Origin of the sequence: Georgenia faecalis (assembly GCF_003710105.1) — a bacterium.
Classification (GTDB): Bacteria; Actinomycetota; Actinomycetes; order Actinomycetales; family Actinomycetaceae; genus Georgenia_A; species Georgenia_A faecalis.
In genome coordinates this window covers 1653596-1670408 of record NZ_CP033325.1, presented here as the reverse complement: position 1 = coordinate 1670408, position 16813 = coordinate 1653596, and the positions used below count along the sequence as shown (strand labels likewise).

The 16813-nt window shown below is 73.9% G+C and carries 15 protein-coding genes; 7 read left to right on the top strand and 8 right to left on the bottom strand.

What is annotated here, in order from left to right:
- The first annotated feature begins 90 nt into the window (after positions 1 to 90).
- Positions 91 to 588: a DoxX family protein gene (locus EBO36_RS07210; protein WP_122825508.1), complete on the top strand. Its 498-nt coding sequence runs from the start codon at positions 91 to 93 to the stop codon at positions 586 to 588.
- On the opposite strand, the gene EBO36_RS07205 is transcribed toward EBO36_RS07210, so the two are convergent.
- Entirely contained in the window at positions 560 to 2728 is a 2169-nt protein-coding gene (locus EBO36_RS07205; protein WP_122824017.1) for a DEAD/DEAH box helicase, read from the bottom strand. The two genes, EBO36_RS07210 and EBO36_RS07205, sit on opposite strands and share 29 nt — an antisense overlap.
- Positions 2729 to 3335: 607 nt before the next feature.
- On the opposite strand from EBO36_RS07205, the gene EBO36_RS07200 reads away from it, so the two are divergent.
- The 6 genes from EBO36_RS07200 to EBO36_RS07175 are packed head-to-tail and all read left to right on the top strand — an operon-like array spanning position 3336 to position 11182.
- Positions 3336 to 3425: a potassium-transporting ATPase subunit F gene (locus tag EBO36_RS07200; RefSeq protein WP_122824016.1), complete on the top strand. Its 90-nt coding sequence runs from the start codon at positions 3336 to 3338 to the stop codon at positions 3423 to 3425.
- Positions 3425 to 5098 carry a potassium-transporting ATPase subunit KdpA gene (gene kdpA, locus EBO36_RS07195; RefSeq protein WP_122824015.1) on the top strand — a complete coding sequence of 558 codons (1674 nt, stop codon included), beginning with the start codon at positions 3425 to 3427 and terminating at the stop codon, positions 5096 to 5098. The genes EBO36_RS07200 and kdpA overlap by 1 nt, the downstream gene beginning before the upstream one ends.
- Positions 5099 to 5100: 2 nt before the next feature.
- On the top strand, positions 5101 to 7254 hold the full coding sequence (gene kdpB, locus EBO36_RS07190) for a potassium-transporting ATPase subunit KdpB (RefSeq protein WP_122824014.1): 2154 nt from the start codon (positions 5101 to 5103) through the stop codon (positions 7252 to 7254).
- 18 nt (positions 7255 to 7272) lie between these two features.
- Positions 7273 to 7887: a potassium-transporting ATPase subunit KdpC gene (kdpC, locus tag EBO36_RS07185; protein ID WP_122824013.1), complete on the top strand. Its 615-nt coding sequence runs from the start codon at positions 7273 to 7275 to the stop codon at positions 7885 to 7887.
- Positions 7888 to 7890: 3 nt separating this feature from the next.
- Entirely contained in the window at positions 7891 to 10512 is a 2622-nt protein-coding gene (locus EBO36_RS07180; RefSeq protein WP_122824012.1) for an ATP-binding protein, read from the top strand.
- Positions 10493 to 11182: a response regulator gene (locus EBO36_RS07175; RefSeq protein ID WP_122824011.1), complete on the top strand. Its 690-nt coding sequence runs from the start codon at positions 10493 to 10495 to the stop codon at positions 11180 to 11182. Before EBO36_RS07180 ends, EBO36_RS07175 begins: the two co-directional genes overlap by 20 nt.
- 224 nt (positions 11183 to 11406) lie before the next feature.
- Here EBO36_RS07175 and EBO36_RS07170 read toward each other — a convergent pair whose 3' ends face one another.
- Genes EBO36_RS07170 through EBO36_RS07140 form a run of 7 tightly spaced genes read right to left on the bottom strand, consistent with a single transcriptional unit; the run spans position 11407 to position 16796 of the window.
- Complete coding sequence (locus EBO36_RS07170; RefSeq protein ID WP_122825507.1) at positions 11407 to 12294, bottom strand: fumarylacetoacetate hydrolase family protein; 888 nt, start codon at positions 12292 to 12294, stop codon at positions 11407 to 11409.
- 5 nt (positions 12295 to 12299) lie between these two features.
- Complete coding sequence (locus tag EBO36_RS07165; protein WP_122824010.1) at positions 12300 to 12695, bottom strand: RidA family protein; 396 nt, start codon at positions 12693 to 12695, stop codon at positions 12300 to 12302.
- Between the two features lie 59 nt (positions 12696 to 12754).
- Complete coding sequence (locus tag EBO36_RS07160; protein WP_122824009.1) at positions 12755 to 13909, bottom strand: aminotransferase class V-fold PLP-dependent enzyme; 1155 nt, start codon at positions 13907 to 13909, stop codon at positions 12755 to 12757.
- Positions 13906 to 14742: an amidohydrolase family protein gene (locus tag EBO36_RS07155; RefSeq protein WP_122824008.1), complete on the bottom strand. Its 837-nt coding sequence runs from the start codon at positions 14740 to 14742 to the stop codon at positions 13906 to 13908. The genes EBO36_RS07160 and EBO36_RS07155 overlap by 4 nt, the downstream gene beginning before the upstream one ends.
- On the bottom strand, positions 14739 to 15662 hold the full coding sequence (locus EBO36_RS07150; RefSeq protein ID WP_122824007.1) for a Gfo/Idh/MocA family protein: 924 nt from the start codon (positions 15660 to 15662) through the stop codon (positions 14739 to 14741). Before EBO36_RS07150 ends, EBO36_RS07155 begins: the two co-directional genes overlap by 4 nt.
- Entirely contained in the window at positions 15649 to 15975 is a 327-nt protein-coding gene (locus EBO36_RS07145; protein WP_122824006.1) for an L-rhamnose mutarotase, read from the bottom strand. The genes EBO36_RS07150 and EBO36_RS07145 overlap by 14 nt, the downstream gene beginning before the upstream one ends.
- A 38-nt stretch (positions 15976 to 16013) precedes the next feature.
- Positions 16014 to 16796: a sugar isomerase domain-containing protein gene (locus tag EBO36_RS07140; RefSeq protein ID WP_122824005.1), complete on the bottom strand. Its 783-nt coding sequence runs from the start codon at positions 16794 to 16796 to the stop codon at positions 16014 to 16016.
- Between the last annotated feature and the right edge of the window lie 17 nt (positions 16797 to 16813).

The following is a 16813-nucleotide window of genomic DNA, read 5'->3' as shown; positions in this document are numbered from 1 at the left end:
CGCGCACGACACCGGGCCGATGTGGCGGGGGTGGTGCGGTTCGTAGCGTCGTCACGCGCCATCACGGGCGCCACGACGAAGGGATCGTTCATGCGCGCGTCCACCGACCGGGCCACCCGGTGGCTCTCCCGGCACAGCGTCCGGGTGCTCCGGGTGAGCCTCGGGCTGGTCTTCCTCGGCTTCGGCCTGCTCAAGTTCTTCCCCGGCGCCAGCCCGGCGCAGGGCCTCGTCGAACGCACCATCGGCACGCTCACCCTTGGCCTCGTCCCGCCGACGGCGGCGCTGCTCCTCACCGCGGTGATGGAGTGCGCCATCGGCCTCAGCCTGGTGACCGGGGTCTGGCTGCGCGCCGGACTCGTCGTCATGGCCGGCGCCCTCGTCGGCATCCTCTCGCCGGTGGTGCTCTTCTTCGACGAGCTCATCGCCGGCGGGGTCACCCTCACCGCCCAGTACGTGCTCAAGGACATCGTCCTGGTCGCCGGCGGTCTCGTCGTCGCCGCCCACGCCCTCGGCGCCCGGACGGTCGTCCCGGGCACCGACGACGCGGCGGCGGTGCTGCTCAGGCCAGCGACGCCTGCCCGTCGGTGAACACCGGCTCGGCGGAGGCTGACTCCTCGGCCAGGGCGTCGGTGAGCAGGGTAACGAGCGCCTCGAGCTGGACGTCGGTCTCGGCGGAGATCTCCTCGTCGGACCCGTCGAGGGCGCGCGCGGCGAGACCGGCCTTGGAGTCGATGAGCTCGGCGATGCGCGTGTCGAGGGTCTGCGCGGCGATCATCCGCCACGCGGTGACGGGCTCGTCCTGGCCGATCCGGTGGATGCGGTCGATCGCCTGGGTCTGCTCGGCGTCGGTCCAGGACAGCTCCGCCAGCACCATGTTCGAGGCGACCTGGAGGTTGAGGCCGACGCCCGCCGCGGTGAGCGAGCAGACGACGACGGACACCTCCGGGTCGTGGGTGAACGCGTCGATGTTCCGCTGGCGGACCGTCGGGCTCTGGTCGCCGCGGATCGACGCGAAGCCGATGCCGCGCTTGGTGAAGGTGTCCTCGGCGGCGTCCATGACGTCGACGTGCTTGGCGAAGAACACGACCTTGCCCACGCTGCGCACGAGCTGGGCGGCGTAGTCCGCCGCCAGGGTGGACTTCGCCTGGCCGATCCGGCGCATCATCGTGAAGACGTTCTCGTCCGACTTCTTCGTCGCCGTGTTCGCACGCTCCCACGTCGCCACCTGGCGGACGAGCTCGTGGTCGATGCCCTCGTGGACGACGCCGGCGTGCCGGGACTCCAGCGCGCGTCGGTAGCGGGTGACCAGGCGGCGGGCGAGCGCCCGCTCGGCCGCGCGGATCGAGCGGCCGGCCTCGCCGTCGAGCTCGACGAACACGTCGGCGACGCGGCGGGCCGGGATGTCCGCGGCGACGTCGCGCTTGCGGCGGCGGACGATGCCGCGCTCGATGACGCAGGTGCGGGCGGCGGCGTAGAAGCTCGGGTCGGCCGGGGTGAGGCCGGTCTCCTCCAAGGCGATCATCAGCTCGCCCAGCGGCTTCTTCTCGTCGATCCAGCCGAGGAACTGCCAGATGGCCGTGAAGTCCTCGACGTCGTTGATGAGCGGCGTGCCGGTGAGCGCCATGAGCAGCGGGTCGGCCATCCGCTCCCGGATGCGCTCGGATAGCTGGAGGACGTGCTGGGACCGCTGGGACTTCTTGTTCTTGATGTAGTGCGCCTCGTCGACCACCATGCCGCGGAACCCGAGGTCACCGAGCCAGCCCACGTGCCGGTCGAGGATCTCGTAGTTGACGACGACGATGTCGGCGAAGCCGTCGATGGTGTCACCGTCGCCGTGGACGACGGTGGCCCGGTGCGTCGGCGTCCACCGCGCCGCCTCCCGCGCCCAGTTGGTCTTGACGACGTTGGGGACGACGACGAGCAGCGGGTAGGCGTCCGCCGCCTGCGCGGCGAGCAACGCCTGGGCGGTCTTGCCCAGGCCGGGCTCGTCGGCCAGCAGGAAGGTGCGGTGGCCGGCGGCCGCCGCCGCGACGAGGCGCGCCTGGTGGGGCATGAGGTCGATGCCGTCCGGCACCCGTGCCGCGGACGGGTCGGGCAGGTCCATGCACGAGGACGGCCCGCCGTACTCGAAGGCGCGCAGGAGCGGCTCGATGAGCTCCCAGCCCGCGAGCCGCTGCGGTCGCGCGGTGCGCTTGGCGACGGCGGAGTAGTCCGGCTCGAGGAACGGGTTGGCCAGCTGCCGGGAGATCACGGACTGCGGGACGACCTGGCGCGGCGCGGACGCGGCCGACTCCGCCTGCTCCACGGGGGCGACCGGCTCGGGCGCCGCCTCGATGCCGGCCTCGGCGAGCAGCTCGCGTCGAAGGGCCCGGGCCGAGTCGGTGACGACGGCGTCCTCGCCGAGCAGGGCGAGCAGTGACGCGTCCCGGACGGCCGTCGTCGCGAGGATGGTGGCGATGCCGTCGAGGCGCTTGAGCTCCTCGCCCCGGCGGGCCTCGGTGAGCGTCTCGTCGGCCTTGACCCTGGCCCGCTCCTCGCGCATGAGCAGCGCGACCGCCTGGAGCTTGGTCCGGACCGACGGGACGACCCGTCCCCGCTGGACCGCTCCCTCGATCTCGCGCACGACGCGCGCGAGCACGGGGATGATCCCGTCGTTGTCGTGCGTCCGGCGCTGCCCGCGGGCGGGCGTACGGCGGGCGCCCGATCGGCGCTGGGCGGGTCGAGCCACAGGCTCCTCCTCAGGAGTGTCCGGCCGTCTCACCGCCGCGGTCACCCGCGCACGACGCTGCGGCCGCAGCGGTGGACGTCGACGAGACCGGGCCGGAGGACCCGCGGGACGCGAGCCGGACCAACGGGTCTACGAGATCGACGCGTGGGACGCGGACGGCCGTGCGCGATCGGGCCCAGCTCCGGGCACCGCCCGGCGAACGAGCCACCACGACACGAACGGCCTGGCTGTCCGTCGTCACGGCAAGGATACCGCCCCCGCGGCCCTGCGGTGCGCCGCCACGGCGGCCCGGGTGCGGACGCGGCGTGGCAGCGGCGTCGGCCCCGCGTCGGCCCCGCGTGGGCCGGGCGCCGGCACGGCACCGGCGCCCGGCGTTAGGAGGTCGTGAGGGTCGCGCCCAGGGGCGTATGGGTTCCGTGAGGAGTGCGGAGGAGCCACTCGGGGCGGGTGTTCGATCAAGCGTCGCGTCCCCCGGACGCCTGGCCCGCCACGGGTCGGGCGTCCCTTGTGAACTGGAGTGTCTCTTCGTGCTCGACATCGTCTACGTGCTCGGCGTCATCGCCCTGTTCGGGCTGGTCGGCGCCATCGGGAAGGCGGTGGAGAAGCTGTGATCGTCATCGAGCTCCTTGCTGCCGTCCTCGGTCTCGCCGCCGTGGTCTACCTCGTCGTCGCCCTCGTGAAGCCGGAGCGGTTCTGATGGAGTGGGTCCTGGCGCTGGGCGCCCTCCTCACCGTCGTCGTCGTCCTCGGCGTCGCGTACCGACCGGTCGGTGACTACATGGCCCGGGTCTACACCTCGGCCACCGACGCCCGGCTCGAGCGCGGGCTGTACCGGCTCATCGGCGTCGACCCCCGGGCCGGCCAGACCTGGCAGGCGTACCTGCGGGGCGTACTGCTGTTCTCGCTCGTCGGGCTGCTCGTGGTCTACCTCCTCCAGCGCACCCAGCAGTGGCTGCCGTACTCGCTCGGCCTGCCCGCACCGTCGGAGCACCTGTCCTTCAACACCGCCGCGTCCTTCGTGGCGAACACCAACTGGCAGTCGTACTCCCCCGAGCTCACCGTGGGCTACACGGTCCAGCTCGCCGGGCTCACGGTGCAGAACTTCGTCTCCGCGGCCGTGGGCATCGCCGTCGCCGTCGCCCTCGTCCGTGGGTTCGCGTTCCGGCGCACCGGGACCATCGGCAACTTCTGGGTCGACCTGGTCCGGGGCTCCTTCCGCATCCTGCTCCCCGTCGCCACGCTCAGCGCCGTCGTGCTCGTCATCGGTGGGGTCGTCCAGAACGTCAACGGCTTCACCGACGTCACCACGCTCGGCGGCGCGGCCCAGTCGATCCCCGGTGGGCCGGTGGCCTCCCAGGAGGCGATCAAGCTCCTCGGGACGAACGGCGGCGGCTTCTTCAACGCCAACTCCGCCCACCCGTTCGAGAACCCCACCGCGTGGACGAACGTCCTGCAGATCCTCCTCATGCTCGTCATCCCGTTCTCCCTGCCGCGCACCTTCGGCCGCATGGTCGGCGACCACCGCCAGGGCTACGCGATCCTCGCGGCGATGGGCGTGCTCTTCACCGCCTCCTTCGCGGCGCTCACCGCGTTCGAGCTGGGCGCCGGCGGCACCGCGCCCCAGCTGGCCGGGGGCGCGATGGAGGGCAAGGAGGCCCGCTTCGGGATCCCCGGCTCCACGCTGTTCGCCACCACGAGCACCGGCACCTCGACCGGCGCGGTCAACTCCATGCACGACTCCTACACCGCCCTGGGCGGCATGATGCCGATGCTCAACATGATGCTCGGCGAGGTGGCGCCCGGCGGCGTCGGCTCGGGCCTGTACGGCTTCCTCATCATCGCCGTCATCGCCGTCTTCATCGCCGGCCTGCTCGTCGGCCGCACCCCGGAGTACCTGGGCAAGAAGATCGGCCCGCGGGAGATCAAGCTCGCCAGCCTCTACATCCTCGTCACGCCCACGCTGGTCCTCGCCGGCACCGCCCTCAGCTTCGCCATCCCGGCGGTCCGGGAGTCGGTGACCGGGACGTCGATCTGGAACCCGGGCATCCACGGGTTCTCCGAGGTCCTCTACGCGTTCACCTCCGCGGCCAACAACAACGGCTCCGCGTTCGCCGGCATCACGGCCAACACCCCCTGGCTCAACACCGCCCTCGGCGTGGCCATGCTGCTCGGCCGGTTCGTCCCCATCGCGCTGGTGCTGGCGCTGGCGGGCTCCCTCGCCGCCCAGGACAAGGTGCCCGCGACCGTGGGCACGCTGCCGACGCACCGCCCGCAGTTCGTCGGCCTCACCACGGGCGTCGTCATCATCGTCGCCGCCCTCACCTACTTCCCGGTCCTCGCGCTGGGCCCGCTCGCCGAAGGGCTGTCCTGACCATGTCCACCCTCACCCAGACCCCGGCCCGACCCCGGACCGAGGCCCCGGCGCCGCGGCGCGGCGCGTTCACCGCACCGCAGGTCGCCGCCGCCCTCCCCGGCGCGTTCCGCAAGCTCGACCCCCGCGCCCAGTGGCGCAACCCCGTGATGATGCTCGTGTGGGTCGGCGCCGCGCTCACCACCGTGCTCGCCGTCGCCGAGCCCTTCCTCGGCGGTCCGGCCGACTCGGGCGGCGCCCCCGTCCCGGCGTCGTTCACGGCGATCATCGCGGCCTGGCTGTGGCTCACCGTGCTCTTCGCCAACCTCGCCGAGTCCGTGGCCGAGGGGCGGGGCAAGGCGCAGGCCGACACCCTGCGCCAGACCCGCACGAGCACCACCGCCCGGCGCGTCGTCGCCTACGACCCGCAGGTGGACGCCGCCGCGGAGCGCGCCGAGCTCGCCGAGGTCTCCTCGGCGGACCTGCGCCTCGACGACGTCGTCGTCGTCACCGCGGGCGAGCTCATCCCCGGCGACGGCGACGTCGTGCACGGCATCGCCTCGGTCGACGAGTCGGCCATCACCGGGGAGTCGGCACCCGTCATCCGGGAGTCCGGCGGCGACCGGTCCGCGGTCACCGGCGGCACCCGGGTCCTCTCCGACCGCATCGTCGTGCGGATCACGTCCAAGCCCGGCGAGACCTTCGTCGACCGGATGATCGCCCTCGTCGAGGGCGCCGCCCGGCAGAAGACACCCAACGAGATCGCGCTCAACATCCTGCTCGCGAGCCTGTCGATCGTCTTCGTCGTCGTCGCGCTCGCCCTCAACCCGGTGGCGTCCTACGCCGCCGCCCCGGTGAGCGTCACCGTGCTCGTCGCCCTGCTCGTCTGCCTCATCCCCACGACCATCGGGGCCCTGCTCTCGGCGATCGGCATCGCCGGGATGGACCGGCTCGTCCAGCGCAACGTCCTGGCGATGTCCGGCCGCGCCGTCGAGGCCGCGGGCGACGTCACCACCCTGCTGCTCGACAAGACCGGCACCATCACCTACGGCAACCGGCGGGCCAGCGCCTTCGTCCCGCTCAGCGGCGTCGAGGCGGCCGAGCTCACCCGCGCGGCGGCCCTGTCCTCGCTCGCCGACCCCACCCCGGAGGGCGCCTCCATCGTCGACCTCGCCACCGAGCAGGGGGTCGACGTCGGCGAGCGCCCCGCGGGCCAGGTCGTGCCGTTCACCGCGCAGACCCGGATGTCCGGCCTCGACCTCGCCGACGGCGCCCGGATCCGCAAGGGCGCCGGCTCCGCCGTCACGGCGTGGCTGGCGGAGGACGGCCGTGGTCTGGCCGCCGGGCTCCGCGAGGAGCTGGACGCGCAGACCCAGCGCATCTCCGGCTCGGGCGGCACCCCGCTCGTCGTCGCGACCAAGGACACCTCGGGCCACGGGCGCGTGCTCGGCGTCGTCCACCTCAAGGACGTCGTCAAGGACGGCCTCACCGAGCGGTTCGCCGAGCTGCGGTCGATGGGCATCCGGACCGTGATGATCACCGGTGACAACCCGCTCACCGCCGCCGCGATCGCGGCCGAGGCCGGGGTCGACGACTTCCTCGCCGAGGCCACCCCCGAGGACAAGCTCGCCCTCATCCGCCGCGAGCAGGAGGGCGGCAACCTCGTGGCGATGACCGGTGACGGCACCAACGACGCCCCCGCCCTGGCGCAGGCCGACGTCGGCGTCGCGATGAACTCGGGGACCTCGGCCGCCAAGGAGGCCGGGAACATGGTGGACCTGGACTCCGACCCCACCAAGCTCATCGACATCGTCCGCATCGGCAAGCAGCTGCTCATCACCCGCGGCGCCCTGACGACGTTCTCCATCGCCAACGACATCGCCAAGTACTTCGCCATCATCCCGGCGATGTTCATGGGCGTGTTCCCCGGGCTGGCGGTGCTCAACGTCATGGGCCTGCACTCCCCCGCCTCCGCGGTGCTCTCGGCCATCGTCTTCAACGCCCTCGTCATCGTCGTCCTCATCCCGCTCGCCCTGCGCGGGGTGAAGTACCGCCCGGCGAACGCGTCGACGATCCTCGGCCGCAACCTCACCGTCTACGGCCTGGGCGGCATCGTCGCGCCCTTCGGCGGCATCTGGCTCATCGACCAGGCCGTGCGCCTCATCCCCGGTTTCTGACCAAGGAGTCCCCGCCCCATGAACACCTCCACCCGCGCCACCGGCCGCGCCACCTGGGTCGCCGTGCGCGCCACCGCGGTCCTCACCCTCGTCCTCGGCGTCGGCTACACCGCCGTCGTCACCGGCTTCGCCCAGCTGGCGATGCCCGCCCAGGCCGACGGGTCGATGGTCCACGACGACGACGGCACGGCCGTCGGCTCGGCCCTCATCGGCCAGTCCTTCCTCGACGCCGACGGCAACCCCCTGCCCCAGTACGTCCAGCCCCGCCCCTCCGCGGCAGGGGACGGGTACGACGGCGGCGCCTCCTCCGGCTCCAACTGGGGGCCGGAGAACACCGACCTCGTCGCCGCCGTGGAGGAGCGCCGCCAGCAGGTCGCCGACCTCAACGGCGTCGACCCGGCGAGCGTCCCGCCCGACGCCCTCACCGCCTCCGGCTCCGGCCTCGACCCGCACATCAGCCCCGAGTACGCCCGCCTGCAGGTCGAGCGCGTGGCGCAGGCGCGGGGCGTGGCGCCGGAGGAGGTGCGCGCGCTCGTCGACGCGCACACCGAGGGACGTTCGCTCGGCTACCTCGGGGAGCCTACGGTGAACGTCCTGGAGCTCAACCTGGCTCTCGACGGACTGGAGGGCTAGACGATGAACGCTCGGGGGCGGCTGCGGGTGCTGCTCGGGGCCGCCCCGGGCGTCGGCAAGACCTACACCATGCTCGAGGAGGGCCGGCGCCTGGCCGGCGAGGGGGTCGACGTCGCCGTCGCCGTCGTGGAGACGCACGGCCGGGCCGCCACCGCCGCCATGGCGGAGGGCCTGGAGGTGGTCCCCCGGCGGGTGGTGTGCCACCGCGGCGTCGACCTCACCGAGATGGACGTCGACGCCGTGCTCGCGCGCCGCCCGCAGGTCGCGCTGGTCGACGAGCTCGCCCACACCAACGCGCCCGACTCCCGCCACGACAAGCGGTGGCAGGACGTCGAGCAGCTCCTCGCCGCGGGGATCGACGTCGTCTCCACGGTGAACATCCAGCACATCGAGTCGCTCAACGACGTGGTCGAGGAGATCACGGGGGTCCCCCAGCGCGAGACGGTCCCCGACGAGGTGCTGCGCGCCGCCGAGCAGGTGGAGGTGGTCGACCTCGCGCCGCAGGCGCTGCGGGACCGCCTCGCCGGCGGGTTCGTCTACCCCGCCGAACGCATCGACGCCGCGCTGTCGAACTACTTCCGCCTGGGCAACCTCACCGCCCTGCGCGAGCTCGCCCTGCTGTGGCTCGCGGACGAGGTCGACCAGGCGCTGCGGCACTACCGCGACGAGCACGGCATCGACAGCACCTGGGAGGCGCGCGAGCGCGTCGTCGTCACCCTCACCGGCGGCCCGGAGGGCGAGACGCTGCTGCGGCGCGGCGCGCGGATCGCCGCCCGCTCCGCCGGCGGGGAGCTCCTCGCCGTGCACGTCACCAGCCAGGACGGCCTGCGTGCCGGCAACCCCGCGATGCTCGCCGAGCAGCGGGCCCTCGTCCACAAGCTCGGTGGGACCTACCACCAGGTGGTGGGCGACGACATCCCCGCCGCGCTCGTCGACTTCGCCAAGGCGGTCAACGCCACCCAGATCGTCATCGGCGTGAGCCGCCGCGGGCGGCTCGCCACGGCGCTCACCGGCCCCGGCATCGGGGCCGCCATCATCCGCGAGGCCGGCCACACCGACGTCCACGTCGTCAACCACGCCTCCGCCGGGCGTGGGCTCACCCTGCCGCGGATGGGCGGCGCGCTCACCGTCAAGCGCCGCGTCCTCGGCTTCCTCCTCGCCCTCGTCGGCGGGCCGGCGCTCACCTGGCTGCTCGTCCGCTTCCGGTCGGAGGAGTCCATCACCTCCGACGTGCTCAGCTACCAGCTGCTCGTCGTCCTCGCCGCGCTCGTCGGCGGCATCTGGCCCGCCCTGTTCGCCGCGGTGCTCTCGGGGATCACCCTCGACTTCTTCCTCGTCGAGCCGCTGTACACCGTCACGGTGGGCCACCCGAGCCACCTGCTCGCCCTCGCGCTCTACGTCGTCATCGCCGTCCTCGTGAGCTTCGTCGTCGACCGCGGTGCCCGGCTGACCCGCTCGGCGCGGCGCGCCGCCGCCGAGTCGGAGCTGCTCGCCACAGTGGCGGGCAGCGTGCTGCGCGGGGAGGGGGCGATCCCCGCCCTCGTGAGCCGCACCCGCGAGGCGTTCGGGCTCCGCGCCGCCCGCCTCGTCACGAGCGCGGCAGTGCTCGCCTGCGACGGGGAGCCCGACGGCGGCGACGACCACGTCACCACCGTGCCGGTCGGCGCCCGCGCCACCCTGGAGCTCCACGGCGACGACCTCGCCGCCTCCGAGCGCCGCCTCCTCGCCGTCATCGTCACCCAGCTCGAGGCCGCGATCGAGCACAGCGACCTCGCCGTCACCGCCCGCGAGGTGGAACCGCTCGCGGCGACGGACAAGGTCCGCAGCGCCCTGCTCTCGGCGCTGAGCCACGACCTGCGCCGTCCCCTGGCCGCCGCCACCGCGGCGGTGAGCGGGCTGCGGGCCGCGCGCGCCTCGCTCACCGACGCCGACCGGGACGAGCTGCTGGAGACCGCCGACGAGAGCCTGTCGACGCTCGCCGGCCTCGTCACCGACCTGCTCGACGTCAGCCGGCTCCAGGCCGGGGTCCTCGCCGTCTCCCGGATCGCCTTCGACCCGGCCGACGCCATCGTGCCCGCGCTCGACGAGCTGGACCTCGGGCCCGACCGGGTCGAGCTCGACCTCGACCCGGACCTGCCGCCCGTGGACGCCGACCCGGTCCTGCTGCAGCGCGTCGTCGTCAACCTGCTCACCAACGCGCTGCGGTACACCCAGGAAGGACAGAAGGTGCGGCTCACCACGAGCACGTTCGGCGACCACGTCGAGATCCGGGTCGTCGACCACGGGCCCGGCATCCCCGCCGAACGCCGCGACGACGTCTTCGTCCCCTTCCAGCGCCTCGGCGACACGGACAACACCGCGGGCCTGGGCCTGGGGCTGGCACTGTCGCGCGGGTTCGTCGAGGGGATGGCGGGCACGCTCGCCCCCGAGGACACCCCCGGCGGCGGGCTCACCATGGTCGTCACCCTGCCGGTCGCCGAGGCGCCGGCCGCCGACGGTGCGGGACCGCCCGCCGCCCGGCCCGCGGGGGCCGCGACCACCGCGCCGACAACCACGGCGCCGACGACCACCGAGGCGACGGCCTCGGCCAAGGGGGTGGGCGCCGGTGCGCATCCTCATCGCTGACGACGACCCGCAGATCCTCCGCGCCCTGCGCATCACCCTCACCGCCAAGGGCTACGACATCGCCGTCGCGGCGGACGGGGCGCAAGCCATCGCCGCCGCCGTCGACCACCGCCCCGACCTCTTCATGATCGACCTCGGCATGCCGGCCCTCGACGGCATCGAGGTCATCGAGGCGATCCGCGGCTGGTCCAACGCCCCGATCCTCGTCGTCTCCGGGCGCACCGGCGCGGCCGACAAGGTGGAGGCGCTCGACGCCGGCGCGGACGACTACGTCACCAAGCCGTTCTCCATGGACGAGCTCCTCGCCCGGATCCGGGCGCTCACCCGGCGCCTGCCCCAGCAGGACGCCGACCCGGTGGTGACGCTCGGCGACGTCACCGTCGACCTCGCGGCCCGCAGCGTCGTCAAGCAGGTGGGCGCGGAACGGCGCCCGGTGCGACTGACGCCGACCGAGTGGCAGGTGCTCGAGTTCCTCATCCGCAACCCCGGGCGGCTGGTGACCCGGCAGACCCTGCTCACGCACATCTGGGGCTCCGAGCACATCACCGACACCGGGTACCTGCGCCTGTACATCGCCCAGCTCCGCAAGAAGCTCGAGCCCCACCCGAGCTCGCCGCGGTACCTCCTCACCGAGGCCGGGATGGGCTACCGGCTCGAGCCCGAGGGCTGAGCCGGCTCCTCCCCCCTCCCCCCGCGTGATCGTGCAAAATCGCTGAGTGCCCACCACGGATGCCGAGTTCGCTAATCTGCGCCGAGTTCGCTGTTTGATGCCGAGTTCGCTAGTGAGAACTATCGAACTCGGCACGTAATGGCGAACTCGACGGCGGCGAGCTGCCCGAGTTCGCTACTTCGCGCCGAGTTCGCCGGTCTGGGTTTGCGACGGATCACCTGCCGTCACGGCGTCGCCCGGTGTTGCGACGTCGCCACCACCCGCTGCCGCTGCACCCCGACGCCGTCGATCCCGATCTCCATGACGTCGCCCGGGCGCAGGTAGTCGAACCGGCCGGACAGGGCCACCCCCTCGGGCGTGCCGGTGTTGATGACGTCGCCCGGGCTGAGGACGAGGAACTGCGAGAGGTGCCAGACGAGGGTGGCGACGTCAACGATCATGTCGGCCGTCGAGGAGTCCTGCCGGGGCTCGCCGTTGACCCGCGACCACAGCCGCAGCGCCTGCACGTCGGTGACGTCGTCGAGGGGCACGAGCGACGGGCCGAGCGGGTTGAAGGTGGCGCACGACTTGCCCTTCGACCACTGCCCGCCGGACCGGTCGATCTGGTACTCCCGCTCCGAGACGTCGTTGCTCACCGTGACGCCGGCGACGTGGGCGAGCGCCTCCTCCGGCGAGGCGAGGTAGCTCGCCTCGGTGCCGATGACGACGGCCAGCTCGACCTCCCAGTCCACCTTCTGCGCGCCGGGGGGCACCCGGACGTCGTCGAAGGGCCCCACGACGGTGTTGGGGTGCTTGAAGAAGAGGATCGGTTCCGCCGGCGGCGCCGCGCCCGACTCGGCGGCGTGCGCCGCGTAGTTCTGCCCGATGCAGATCACGGCGGGCGGTCGCGCGACCGGCGCCCCCACCCGCAACCGGTCCGCGTCCACGAGGACGGGCAGCTCCCCCGCCTCGAGGGCCGCCCGCGCCCGGCCGATCCCCCCGGTCGCGAGGAACGGCCCGTCGACGTCGTCGGTCACCCCGGACAGGTCGTAGACCTGCCCGTCGTGGCGCAGCGCAGGACGCTCCTCGCCGACCGGCCCCAGCCTCAGCAGCTCGACCCGGCGGCTGCCCACGGCGCTCACGCGCCGGCCGACGGGTCGGCGACGACGGCGAGCGCCTCGATCTCGACGAGCATGCCGGGGGCGAGACCCACGCCGACGGTGCTGCGCGCGGGGAACGCCTCCCCCAGCACCTCGCGGTAGACGGCGTTGAACTCGGCGAAGTAGCTGAGGTCGGTGAGGAAGCACGTCGTCTTGACGACGTCGGCGAGGCTCGCGCCCGCCGCCCGCAGGACGGCCTCGACGTTGGCCAGGGCCTGGCGGGTCTGGGCGTCGATCCCGGTGACGAGCTCGCCGGTAGCGGGGTCCAGACCCACCTGCCCGGAGACGGCGACGACCGTGCCGTGGGCGCGCACGCCCTGCGAGTACGCGCCGGCGGGGCTCGGGGCGTCGGGCGTGGTGATGGTCGTGGGCATGGGGGCTCCTTCGGTCGTGATGGTGCGGGTCGTGGTGGTGCGGGTCGTCGTGGTGCTGGTCAGGCGGGGGCGCCGAGCGGGTGGTCCGCCAGCACCCGGTCGAGGGCGAGCAGCAGGCGGTCGACGTCGTCGTCGTCGTTCATCACGTGGCAGGAGGCCCGGACGCGGCCGTCACCGCCCCACACGTGGACGCCGAGGTCCTCCAGGGCGGCGGCGACGCGCTCCCCGTCGGGGTGCAGGAACGCCACGCTCCCGGCGCGCCGGTCCGGGTCGGCGGGCGTGGTGACGGCGAGCCCGCGCTCACGAAGCCCCGCGTGGACCGCGCCGACGAGGCGGGCGCTGTGCGCGTGGACGGCGGGGAGGCCGAGGCCGCCGATGATCTCCGCGGCGGCACCGAGCCCGGCGATGCCGGACAGCGAGGGGGCGCCCATCTGGAACCGGCGCGCGTCCGGGCTCCAGTCGAGGTCGGCGAACCGGTCGGCGCGGAAGATGTCCTCCACGGACCGCCAGCCCACCGCGCCGGGCTCGAAGCCGGGGAGCCGCTCGCGGTTCCACGCGACGACGCCGACGCCGTAGGGCCCGAGCGTCCACTTGTAGGAGGCGCTGATCGCCAGCGCGACGGCGTCGAGGTCGACGTCGAGCAGGCCGAGCGAGTGCGAGACGTCGAGGAGGACGGGGATGCCCCGGGCGTCCGCGGCGCGGCTCACGGCAGCGACGTCGTGCCGCAGCCCGGTGACGTACCCGACGTGGCTCAGGGCGATGGCGACGGTGCGCTCGTCGCAGGCCGCGGCGATGTCCTCCGTGGGCATCTCCCAGTCCTCGCGGCGGCGCACGAACCGTACCTCCAGACCGGCCTGGCGCAGGCGCAACCAGGGGGCGAAGACGCTCGGGTGCTCGTACTCGTTGAGGACGACGTTGTCGCCCGGCTGCCAGCGCCAGCCGTTGGCGACGGCGCTCCAGGCCGTGGAGGCGTCCCCGAGGAAGGCGACGTCGCCTGCCGTGGCCCCCCGGACGAGGCCGGCGACGGACGCCCGGGCGCGCTCCTCGAGGGTGAACATCCCGGCGCGCCCGCGCGGGCCACCGCTCTTGGCCCGGTAGCTGGCGACCATCGCCTCCTCCACGGCGTGCACGGCGGGCGCGTGCGCGCCGGTGTAGAAGTACGCGACGTCGTCGAGGTCGATGAAGTGCTCGCGGCCGAGCAGGGCACGGGTCATGGGGCGGTCCGTCCGGTGGGTGGGGCGGCGAGCAGGCGCCGCAGGGTGGCGCCGCCGATGTCGTCGATCTCGGCGGGCGTGGCGAGCTCCGGCAGCCACGCCGGGAGCGTGAGGGCGTCGTCGAGCCCGACGACGTCGAGGGCCGGCGAGAAGTCCGACCCCCACAGCAGGCGGCCGGGTCCGAACGCGCCGAGCACCTCCTCGGTGACCGCCAGCGCCCCGGCGTGCGGCGGGACGGGGTCGATGGCGTAGAGGCCGGAGAGCTTGACGCTGACGTGCTCGAACCGCGCGAGGTCGAGCAGGGGCCGGAGCCGGTCCCGCACCTCCGCGCGCCCCGCCGTCGCGGGCAGCGGGCCGGGCAGGCCGAGGTGGCTGACGAGCACCGTGGTGCCGGCGAGGTCGCCGGCGACGGCGGCGAGGCGCGCGAGGGCGGCGGGGCGGAGGTTGAGGCTGAGGACGTCCCCGCCGGCGGCGAGCCGGCGGCGCGTGGCGACGGGCCAGTCGGCGAGGTGCGCGCCGTCCGGGTCGTCGTAGACGCTGAAGCCCCGGAAGCCCCGGGCGGCCGCCCCCGTGAGGAGGTCGTCGGCCGGCGGGTGGCGGACGTCGAGGTAGGCGAGCGGGTGCACCCAGGACCGCTCGCGGGCGATCGCGAGGACGTCGGCGTTGTTGGCCTCGAGCCCGGGCCAGCCCTGGTAACCGACGACGAGGGCGTCGGTGATGGCGGCCCGCACCCGGGCGCGGTCGTAGGTCTCCACCTCGTGGCCCTCGTCGACGGCGGTGCTGAACCGCCCGGTCGTGGCGAGGTGGACGTGCGCGTCCGCCCGCCCGGTCACGTCGCCCGCCCCGCGCCGATGACGTCGTGCGCGAGCAGCACGGCGGCCACGCCGTCGGCCAGGGCGACCACCGGCGACGCCGAACGCGCCGCGACCCGGTCGAGGAAGTGCGCGATCTCGCGGTCGAGGGCCTCGCCGAGCTCGTCGGCGCCGTCGCCGGCCGGATCGCCCAGCGACAGGACGCCACCGGTGCCCACCACCTCGACGGCGTCGGGCACGTCGGCCCCGTCGGGCAGCACCCACGAGCTCTGCACCGAGCACACGGCGCCGCTGGCCATGACGATCTCCGCGGTCACGGCGGCGGGCTGGTTCCGCCCGGGCACCCGGGCCTCCACCGACCGGACGGCGACCGGGCGCGAGCTGGTGAGCCACAGCGCGAGGTCGAGGTCGTGGATGCTCGTGAGCATCGCGGGGTGCTCCCCCGGGTACCGCTCGTCGTGGTCGCGGGTGCGGTGACGGCGCAGCGTGAGGGCCACCGGCCGGCCGATGCGCCCCGCGTCCACCGCCGCCTTGAGCGCGGTGTGCCGGGCGGCGAACCGGAGCACGTGGCCCGGCATGACGAAGGGGAAGGGGCGCTCGGCGGCGGCCAGCCGCTCGGCGTCCGCCCGCGCGGTGGCCACGGGCTTCTCCAGGAGCACGCACGCCCCCGCGGCGACGAGCCGCAGGGCGGCGTCGGCGTGGAGGTCGCTCGGCAGGCACACCGACACGGCGTCGAGCTCCTCGTGCGCCAGCAGGTCCTCGAGGTCCCGCCGTGCCCGCGCCCCGAAGCGGGCGCCGACCCGCCGCGCGCGGTCCTCGTCGGCGTCGACGACGGCGACGAGGTCCGCCCCGGGGTGCTCGGCGTAGCGCCGCGCGTGCTCCACGCCGAACCCGCCGACCCCGAGCACCGCCGCCCGCACGGGGACCTCAGGGGTGGGCAAGGTCGAACACCTCCCGCAGGACGAGCGGGGCGCCGTCGGCGTCCGTGGTCTCGCGGAACAGGTGCGCCATGGTCCCGGACCACGCCACCTGCACGGGGTGCGTGGCGAGGAAGTCGTGGGTGGTGCGGAACGGCTCGCGGGAGGACATGAGGCCGACGACGAGGGCGTCGCGCCGCCACAGGCGGTACCACTCGACGCCCGCGCCGCGCATGAGCTCGACGATCTCGGGCCACACCTGCGCGTGGCGCGCGTCGTACTCCTCGCCCGCCCCGTCCTCCAGGACGTACATGAATGCGGTCAGCTCTCCGGCCACGTCAGCCCTCCTCGGGTCGTCCGGTACGGGTCGTGGGGTCAGACGGCGGCGCTGGAGGGCAGGCGCATGCGCCGGATCCGGCGCCCGTAGCGGGCCGTGAGCGCCTCGTTGTGCTTGTCGCCGCCGGGGACGTTGGCGGAGATGAAGATCGGCACGGGCAGGGCGTCGGCGGCGAGCCGGGCGACGACGTCGACCATGATGATCTGCACGGCGACGACGGTGGTGAGCGAGGAGATGGGCCCGGTGGCCGAGCCGTCCGGCAGCGGCATGGCGGAGTCGCCGTAGGGCGCGCCGTTGTCGACGACGACGTCGGCGAGCTCGTAGAGCTTGCGGCCCGACGGGTGCGCGGACGGGACCGCGCGGCTGTGCTCGAGGGAGGTGAGCGCGATGACGGTGTGGCCGCCCGCCTTCGCCCGCGCGGCCATCTCGACGATCGAGCCGTTGGCCCCGGAGTTGGAGATGATGACGAAGACGTCCTCGGGCGCGACGTCGGCGGTGGCGAGCACCTCGACGGCCTTCTCCGGCTCCCGCTCGCTGTACCAGTGGAGGGAGTCGGCGGGCGCCCCGCCGTACATCACGCCGTCGGTGAGCCCGAGCAGGTTGGTGGCGATGAGCCCACCGGCCCGGCCGGCCACCTCCATCGCCAGCCCGGCGGAGTGCCCGGTGCCGAAGGCCTGGACGACGCCGCCGCCGCGCACGCACGCGGTGATGACGTCGGCGGCCTCGGTGAGGGCCTCGCGCTGGGTGCGGGCCACGCGGTCGATCGACTCGTGGGCCAGGGTGACGTAGTCGAGCCCGGTGGGGAGCCGGCTGTCGGTCATGGTGGAGGTGCTCGTTT